The sequence below is a fragment of the Nostoc sp. genome, from assembly GCF_036919895.1.
Lineage (GTDB): Bacteria > Cyanobacteriota > Cyanobacteriia > Cyanobacteriales > Nostocaceae > Nostoc.
The window spans coordinates 148,218-156,459 of the sequence record NZ_JBALBW010000049.1; the positions used below are offsets into that span (position 1 = coordinate 148,218).

Genomic DNA, 8,242 nt, shown 5'->3' on the forward strand with positions numbered 1-8,242 from the left:
ATTATACCCCCGATATTTGTATAACAAACGTCATATTCAATTAATGATTGCAAGACATACTTGGATAAAGACGCGATGAATCGCGTCTCTACAAATGGTCTATTTGTCGCATTCTTTTTTCCAATTGGTATAATTATCGAAAATTCGCCTCTAATTACTGCTGGGAATTTCAATTAAAAACTCTGTTCCTTCTCCTGGTTTAGACGAGCATTTAATCTGACCATGATGTTTTTCAACTACTATTTGATAACTAATAGACAATCCTAAGCCTGTACCTTTACCAGGTGCTTTGGTAGTGAAGAAGGGATCAAACATGTGCGATCGCACTTCTTCTGGAATCCCTAGACCATTATCAGCTATTCTAATTACAACCTGGTTATTAGTGGCTTGCGTACTAATCCAGATACTCAAAGGTATTATAGGACACCTTTGGGATAACTTCAAATACCTTTGCTGGATAGTTTTAAATTTTTCCTCTAATGCATCAATACTATTACTAAGAAGATTCATAAACACTTGATTTAATTGCGCGGGATAGCATTCGAGCAAAGGGAAAATAGCATATTCTTTAATAATCTCAATAGCTGGGCGTTCATGATTATTTTTGAGCCGATGCCCTAAAATCAGCAAAGTACTATCCAATCCTTCATGAATATCTACTGCCTTCAATCCAGCCTCATCTGTACGAGAGAAGTTTCTCAGTGATAGCACAATATCACAAATTCGCTCTGCTCCTACTTTCATTGATTCAAGAGTTTGGGGTAAATCTTCGATGATAAAGTCCAAATCAGCCTTATCAATTTGAGCTTGGACAGATGGTAACAGAGAGGAATTTTGACGGTAGAGTTTCACTACATTTAGTAGTTCTTCAGTATATTTATTTAAATGTATTAGATTACCAGAAATAAAACTCACAGGATTGTTGATTTCATGAGCAACTCCCGCAAGTAGTTGTCCTAAACCTGCCATTTTTTCACCCTGGATTAACCTGGTTTGAGTTTGTTTTAATTCTTGCAAGGCTTGAGTCAATTCTGAGGTTTGACGTTTGGTTTGTTCGAGTAATTCCGCTTGCTGAATCGCAATGCCAAATTGCACAGCTACTTGAGCTAGTAAATTAATTTCTTCCTCTTTCCAATAACGTGGTTGCGAATTTTGATAAGCAACTAATAATCCCCATAATTTTTCACCTTGTCGAATGGGAACAAAAGTTTCGTTGCGTGGCAGTTCGTTATCATCTTCTGTGTCTTCAAAGCTTTCTATAATCATTGGTTGGACTTGTGCAACAGCTTTCCAACCATCTTTAAAGGAATCTGCCACAAATTTACCGCTCCAATCTGCGTTGAAGCGGTAGATTGCAACTCGCTCGACTTCAAGCAACTCTCGCACAGCTTGAGTAGTAGTTCTAAAAATAGTTTTAATATCGAGTGACTGGCGAATTTTATCAATGGTTGCAGCTAGCAATTCTTGCCGTTCCATTGCTTTCTCTCGTTCGTTGGCTTCTGCTAACTGGATAACCTGCATTTGAACTTGCTTTAAATAAGAATCCTGTTTTAATGCGACTCCCAATTGCTCGGCTATTTGACTGGTAAATTCAATTTCAGAAGGTTGCCAATAACGAGGAGCGGTGCATTGGTGAATACACAATAATCCCCAAAGTTCACCTTTTTTCAATAGAGGTGCGACCATATTTGCCCGCACCTGAAATTTTTCTAGGATTTGGACATAGCAACTTGCAAACTTGGCTTGATAAATATCAGCGATCGCATTGACTCGACCTTGAGCGTAAAGGGTTGCAAAGTTTTCACCGAAGCAATAATCATAAACTTTTTCTGCTATTACCGAGCTACACTCAGGGACAAAATCCTCAGAAATAAATTCTCCTTCCCAATCTTTTTGAGGGTCAAACCGAAAGACTGCTACTCTATCGGCTTGCAGCATTTTCCGTGCCTCGGTGACAGTTGTTTGGAAGATTGTATCTAAATCTAGGGACTCCCGAATTCGAGTAATCACGCTAGTTAATGTCTTTTGTTGCTCTGCTTGGTACTGAGCGTATGTCAGTAACTTATGGTGTCGCACTGCCACACCAATTTGTGTGCCGATTTTGGTTAGTGATTCGACTTCATAAGATTGCCACTCTCTGGGTGAGGCATTTTGGTAGGCAGCAATGACTCCCCAAAGTTGATCTCCTTGGAGAATGGGGGCAGTTGCAAAGGCTTTTGCTTGGAATTGCTCCAGTAGGGTTACATGACAGTTTGTTAATCCGGCTTGGTAAATGTCATTAACTGTAAATGTCTCATTGTTAACGTAACGTCCGCCTTGCGTCTGTTGTAAATAAGTATCCGCGATCGCAGGCTGAATACCAACTAGGGGAGTCCAATCTTCAGCAAATGATTCAGCGACGAAGTTACCACTCCAATCGTCATTGAAGCTAAAGATGGCAACTCGGTCGGCTTGCAGCAGCTGACGTATTTCTTGAGTTGTGGTTTTAAAGATGGTTTCAATATCAAGGGGTGAGCGAATTTTATCGACAATCCGAGCTATTACTTGGTCGCGCTGAACTGCTTGAGCCAATTTTGCAGCTTGCAATTGGACTTGCTTGAGATGCTTCGCTTGTTGAATCGCAACGGCAAGATGGTCAGCAATTTGACGAACAAACTCAATTTCCGATTCTTTCCAATCACGAGTCTCACTGCACTGATGAATGCAAAGCAGTCCCCACAGTTCCTTCTGGGGCGATAAAGGGACAACAAGATTAGCTAGTACCTGAAATTTACTCAAAATTTCCACATAACACTCACTCAGTCCTGCCTTGTAAATATCTCCTACTGCTTGTACTTTTCCTTCTTGATAACTAGAAGCAAATTCTTCTCCAAAACAGCGATCGTAAACCTTTACTTCTAATGCCGAATTCCAACCAGGCGCAACATCTTCATAAACAAATTCTCCTTTCCAATCTTTCTCTAAGTCAAACTGGAAAACTGCTACACGGTCAGCATTTAGGAACTGACGTACTTGTGTAACAGTAGTTTTAAAAATTCTTTCTAAATCAAGAGACTCCCGAATTCGCACAATTACACTCGCCAGAGCCTTTTGTTGCTCTAGTTGCTCTTGAAGTTGAACGCTTGACAATAGAGGTTGATCTTCTGTGAAATTTGAATTTGGTTCCATTGCGCTGGATTATGTCGTTTTTATACAAGAGTTCTTCATACCAAACTTCATGAGTCCAAAATATGACAAACTGCAAATTTTGACAGCGTTCAACTATTTCCCAGAAGATGGTTATTCTTATAGTTCCCCTTTGTTGATCTATTTTCTTTAATGGGTTAAAAATAATTTTGATTTGTATACAAAAGAAGACATGAATAATTCAAGGTTTGTAGTAAACGGCTCTAGCCCTTACTAAGAGACGATTTAATTAACTTCACATTGCGATCGCAGTAATTTTGCTTTGCTCCCCGCAGGCATCAGACTATAAACTAATGACTGATTTGCCAAAATTTACCTGACAGACTAAGGTATTTCAGGTTAAATGTTTTAAAGTATGCACTCTGTAAGAGTTGTCGGGTATTATTCGTGACACAACAAGACCAAAAACCCTCTCGTTCTTTCGCTGGAATTGCTGGCATTGTTGCCGCAGCCACATTAATTAGTAAAGTCTTCGGTTTAGTGCGGCAGCAAGCGATCGCTGCGGCTTTTGGTGTTGGTGCTGCTGCTACCGCCTATAGCTACGCCTATATTATCCCTGGTTTTCTATTGATATTACTCGGTGGTGTCAATGGGCCATTACACAGTGCAGTTGTCAGCGTTTTAGCCAAGCGGCGGCGAGAAGAAGCGGCTCCCCTAGTGGAAACTGTGACAACACTGGTGGCTGGAGTACTTTTGCTGGTGACAGTGGCTCAAATTTTATTTGCGGATGCGATCGTTGATTTAGTCGGTCATGGTTTGGAAGAGACAACCAGAGCGATCGCAATTCAACAACTCCGCATTATGGCACCGATGGCTTTATTTGCTGGTTTAATTGGCATTGGTTTCGGTACTCTCAACGCAGCCAATCAATATTGGCTACTCTCTATTAGTCCTTTATTATCCAGTATTACTGTTGTTGGCGGTCTTGGTTTCTTAGCGATGCAACTGGGTAAGGATATTATTAAACCGGAATACGCTTTAATCGGTGGAATGGTCTTGGCTTGGGGAACTTTGGCAGGAGCAATTCTCCAGTGGTTGGTGCAGCTAATTGTGCAGTGGCGGTTAGGATTAGGCACATTACGCCTACGGTTTGATTTTAAATCCCCAGGCGTTCAAGAAGTCATTAGAATCATGACTCCGGCAACAGTTTCTTCGGGAATGATGCCAATTAATGTTGCTACTGACCTTTATTTTGCTAGTCCTATCCCTGGGGCTGCGGCAGGATTTAACTATGCGAATCTATTAGTCCAAACTCCGTTAGGGATTATTTCTAATATCATTTTACTGCCTCTGTTACCGATATTTGCCAAACTGTCTAGCCCAGAAAATTGGCCAGAGTTAAAATCACGCATTCGCCAAGGACTGCTGCTGACTGCCTTCACCATGCTACCGCTAGGGGCGCTGATGGTGGCATTATCTGTACCTATTGTGCAGGTGGTATATGAACGCGGTGCTTTCAAGCCAGAAGCTACAAAGCTAGTTTCATCCTTGCTAGTAGCTTACGGAATTGGGATGTTTGTCTATTTGGGACGTGATGTTTTGGTGCGCGTATTCTACGCTTTAGGCGATGGACAGACACCTTTTCGCATCAGTATTTATAACATCTTGCTCAATGCTGTACTAGATTGGTTTTTCGTTAAACCTTTTGGCGCTCCCGGCTTGGTGTTGGCAACAGTGGGTGTAAACTGTAGCTCGATGTTGATGCTGTTGTGGTTGCTCGATCGCAAACTCAATGGTTTACCTTGGCGTGAGTGGGGTTTGCCGATTTTGGGTTTGGCTGCTGGTAGCGTCGTAGCTGGGGTAGCCAGCTATGGGACATTGGTTGGTTCTCAGCAATTGCTAGGTAAAACGGGTTTACTGATTCTGGTGTTGCAATTGTGCGTATCTGGTTTTGTCGGGATTGCGGTGTTTGCTGCGATCGCCTCCTGGCTGAAAATACCAGAGGTGAATATTTTTATATCTCGTCTACGTCAGCGTTTTTTGAAGAAGTAACTAACCAAGTGGGTGAGAAATAATTCAGCCACTTGGGTGAACCAGATGTGCGAGGTTACATTTTGTAAAAAAAGAGATTCTAGTACTAGAGAACATTGATTTTACCTAACTCTAGTGAGAAGAATTCTATGAAACTTACAAAATTAGCTGCCTCTGCGATCGCTATTGCTTCCATTGTCCTCTCAGCAGGAATTGCTTCTGCTCAAACAGCCGGTACAAACGGCAATTACATCGGTGCTGGGATTGCAGTTGGTGCAACCAGTGGCGGACAAGGAAACGATGAATCACAAATTGGTGGCAATATCCAAGGACGTTACGCCGTTCCGAAGACACCTGTTTCACTGCGCGGTTCTGTGCTGTATGGTGGTGATGCTGCTGCAATTATGCCCATCGTGACTTACGATGCGGCGATCGCCAAAAATACTAACGTTTACTTCGGTGGTGGTTATTCTTTTGTAACTGACGAAGGTCAAAAAACCCCACTGGGCAATCAGAATTCACCTGTAGTCACCCTTGGTATTGAATCAGAAGTTAGCAACAATGTCATTGCTTATGGTGATACTAAATGGGGTATTGATGCCTACAGAAATAGTGATGCTGATGCCGTTAGCTTTCAAGCTGGATTAGGCTATCGGTTCTAGTTATTACGAGCCAGGAAACAGCTTATTCGTAACCTTAAGTAATGATGTTTACCAGCCGTAATAGGAATTATTTCTGTCATGTCTGAGTATTGATACTCAGACATGACCCATTTTTTTAATCATTTTTATTTATGATTATGATAACCAATTATATTTGGCTATCATCAATAGTTTCTCTTAAAGTTAAATAACCAATTTTAAATATGCATAAAAGATATTACTCATGGAAAAGATTAATCCCATTCCAGAAATACTGGGTGAAACAACTGATGTAGAATCTTGGCTAATTCGGTCTGGGCTAAGATTTTCAGACTTAGATAACGATGCCGCCAGTATAGCAATCCGTAAGCAATGGCGAGAATATCAAGCCGCAGTTCAAAGATGCTGTGCAGTCTTACACCAGCCACCATCACGTGTTCAACTAAGCGGCGACTATGCCAACCTGAGAATACCTGGTGGTGCATCAACCATAAAACTTACTCATTGACAGTAAAGAATAAATATAAATGTTTTGAAAAACCACATCTATCGTAGGGATAATATCCTGCGAGAAGTTGGTTTGCGTTTACATAAATTGCCCTGACCACACACTAATCAAAAATAGCTTCTCGCGCTTGGTCATCAGTTCAAATGTACTGCCATACCGCTCCTGGAGGGAATCTAAGAGGGAGCCGTCATTTATGGTGTAACTGGTGAAATATCCCACGGGCTTACTCATTGATACAATCTCCATAGAATTATTTGTTGTTTGGCGATCGCTTTCCAATCGACAGGGACGGTAGGCGATCGCATGAATCAATTACTTATTCCTCTGACTCTGGCTCCTCCTTTTCGCCAATGACGATTTCCAAGGTGTTGATCACAGACTGGTAATCAACGATCGGAAATTCCACATTGTCAACGTCTCTTATGACTACCACCGTGTTATCGGGGTAGTGTTTCAGGTTTGTAATCAGTTCTAAAACTGTGGTTGTCATTTGGGTTCCTGGGTTAAGTGTGCAGACATGAGACATCAAACATCACCGCGCGGTTAACTCGTAACCGCACTCAGTTCTTGGTGATAAAGGGTGGTTCCGTGCAAGGTGGCGCGGGTGCTTGCTCCATAAACAGTAAACCAAAAAGTTTTTCTGCAAAGAGCGATCGCTGAAATACTCATATTTTTTGATACACTGATATCATCACCATAGCTATTTTGGCAGTAATAGCAGGAGCGCAAGGTTGGGAAGACATCGAGGAGTATGGACTCAATAAACAAGAATGGTTGGAAACGTTTCTAGAACTACCATTCGGAATACCCAGTCCAGATACTTCTTAGTTGAGTATTTGAGAAAATTAACCCCAAAGAATTTGAGCAATGTTTTCGGCAGTGGGTTCAATCATTGATTGAGAAATTGGGAGTAGAAGTAGTAGCCATAGATGGTAAAACTCATAGAGGCTCCTATGACCGAGAATCAAGGTTAAAAGCATTACACACTGTCAGTGCAAGGTCTACGTGAACACCGTTTAGTCTTGGGACAAACAAAGGTGAGTGAAAAATCCAATGAAATCACCGCAATTCCAGCACTGTTAGAAATGCTAGACATATCTGGCTGCATCATCACAATTGATGCGATGGGTACACAGAAATCGATTGCTCAGAAAATCATTGCGGCTGGTTCTGATTACATTTTAAGCCTGAAAGATAATCACCCTACGCTGCACCAACAAGTAAAAAATTGGTTTGAAATAGCACAATCTCTTGGGTTTAAAGATGTTGATGTGAATATTAGTCAACGGGTAGAAAAAGCGAAAAGTTTGTGGGGAAGGTTTCCTTCCACAAAACTTTTCAAGACAGGGCATCACCGAATCGAAAATCGTCAGGTTTACACCGTGCCAGTGTCAAAACTTCCTGGACTTCATGAACAAAATTTGTGGGCTGGTCTGACAACAGTAGTTATGGTAATACGTTCGATTCAGCATTGGAATCAGACTACTCAGGAGGTGCAATTTTACATTACTAGTCTCGGCAGCCATGCTCACAAGATTGGTAGTGCCATTCGACAACACTGGGGTATTGAAAATTCTGTTCATTGGACATTAGATGTCACTTTCAATGAGGATGGATCTCGAATTCGTTCTCTGCACAGTCCACAGAATTTTGCTTTACTACGTCGTATTGCCCTCAATGCCTTAGAGCGAGAATCATCTTTCCACCGCAGTATTCGCCAAAAGTCACGCCGAGCCGCGATGAATGATCGCTATATGGTTTCTGTTTTGGCGGCGGCTCTTCCAAACTCAACACGGGAGCTAGAATCCACCTGTCAATAGGATTTGAGATGCGCTAACCCTGCGCTAGTTACCACCGTTCTAAAGAAGTTCGAGGTTTTTTGTCCGAGGTAAATCTTGGGTTGTCATCTGAACAATGGAAAATACATTGTGTTCGC

At 41.7% G+C, this 8,242-nt stretch carries 9 protein-coding genes; 5 read left to right on the plus strand and 4 right to left on the minus strand.

What is annotated here, in order from left to right; all coding sequences use genetic code 11:
• Positions 1-150: 150 nt before the first annotated feature.
• Positions 151-3,168 carry a GAF domain-containing protein gene (locus V7K55_RS09040; RefSeq protein WP_334830311.1) on the minus strand — a complete coding sequence of 1,006 codons (3,018 nt, stop codon included), beginning with the start codon at positions 3,166-3,168 and terminating at the stop codon, positions 151-153.
• Positions 3,169-3,573: 405 nt separating this feature from the next.
• Between V7K55_RS09040 and murJ the strand changes: the two genes are divergently transcribed.
• From murJ to V7K55_RS09055, 3 genes are all read left to right on the plus strand, one after another.
• Positions 3,574-5,178: a murein biosynthesis integral membrane protein MurJ gene (gene murJ, locus V7K55_RS09045; protein ID WP_334830313.1), complete on the plus strand. Its 1,605-nt coding sequence runs from the start codon at positions 3,574-3,576 to the stop codon at positions 5,176-5,178.
• Between the two features lie 128 nt (positions 5,179-5,306).
• Entirely contained in the window at positions 5,307-5,819 is a 513-nt protein-coding gene (locus tag V7K55_RS09050) for an outer membrane beta-barrel protein (protein ID WP_334830316.1), read from the plus strand.
• Positions 5,820-6,042: 223 nt separating this feature from the next.
• Positions 6,043-6,306: a hypothetical protein gene (locus V7K55_RS09055; RefSeq protein ID WP_334830318.1), complete on the plus strand. Its 264-nt coding sequence runs from the start codon at positions 6,043-6,045 to the stop codon at positions 6,304-6,306.
• Between the two features lie 78 nt (positions 6,307-6,384).
• Here the strand turns inward: V7K55_RS09055 and V7K55_RS09060 are convergent, their stop codons facing one another.
• From V7K55_RS09060 to V7K55_RS09070, 3 genes are read right to left on the minus strand one after another with little or no spacing between them, the layout of a single operon-like run.
• On the minus strand, positions 6,385-6,618 hold the full coding sequence (locus V7K55_RS09060) for a hypothetical protein (RefSeq protein ID WP_334830320.1): 234 nt from the start codon (positions 6,616-6,618) through the stop codon (positions 6,385-6,387).
• A 4-nt stretch (positions 6,619-6,622) separates the two neighbouring features.
• A complete protein-coding gene (locus V7K55_RS09065; RefSeq protein ID WP_334830323.1) occupies positions 6,623-6,796 on the minus strand; it encodes a hypothetical protein in 174 nt (57 codons plus the stop codon).
• A 53-nt stretch (positions 6,797-6,849) separates the two neighbouring features.
• A complete protein-coding gene (locus V7K55_RS09070; protein WP_334830325.1) occupies positions 6,850-6,975 on the minus strand; it encodes a hypothetical protein in 126 nt (41 codons plus the stop codon).
• A 36-nt stretch (positions 6,976-7,011) separates the two neighbouring features.
• Between V7K55_RS09070 and V7K55_RS09075 the strand changes: the two genes are divergently transcribed.
• Entirely contained in the window at positions 7,012-7,134 is a 123-nt protein-coding gene (locus V7K55_RS09075; RefSeq protein ID WP_334830327.1) for a transposase family protein, read from the plus strand.
• Positions 7,135-7,343: 209 nt separating this feature from the next.
• Entirely contained in the window at positions 7,344-8,126 is a 783-nt protein-coding gene (locus tag V7K55_RS09080) for an ISAs1 family transposase (protein ID WP_442949076.1), read from the plus strand.
• The last annotated feature ends 116 nt before the right edge of the window (positions 8,127-8,242 follow it).

Excerpts from the sequence above, each read along its gene's own strand:
- V7K55_RS09065 (WP_334830323.1), bottom strand. The coding sequence starts at position 6,796 with ATGACAACCACAGTTTTAGAACTGATTACAAACCTGAAACACTACCCC.
- V7K55_RS09040 (WP_334830311.1), bottom strand. The coding sequence starts at position 3,168 with ATGGAACCAAATTCAAATTTCACAGAAGATCAACCTCTATTGTCAAGC.
- V7K55_RS09070 (WP_334830325.1), bottom strand. The coding sequence starts at position 6,975 with ATGAGTATTTCAGCGATCGCTCTTTGCAGAAAAACTTTTTGGTTTACT.
- V7K55_RS09050 (WP_334830316.1), top strand. The coding sequence starts at position 5,307 with ATGAAACTTACAAAATTAGCTGCCTCTGCGATCGCTATTGCTTCCATT.
- V7K55_RS09055 (WP_334830318.1), top strand. The coding sequence starts at position 6,043 with ATGGAAAAGATTAATCCCATTCCAGAAATACTGGGTGAAACAACTGAT.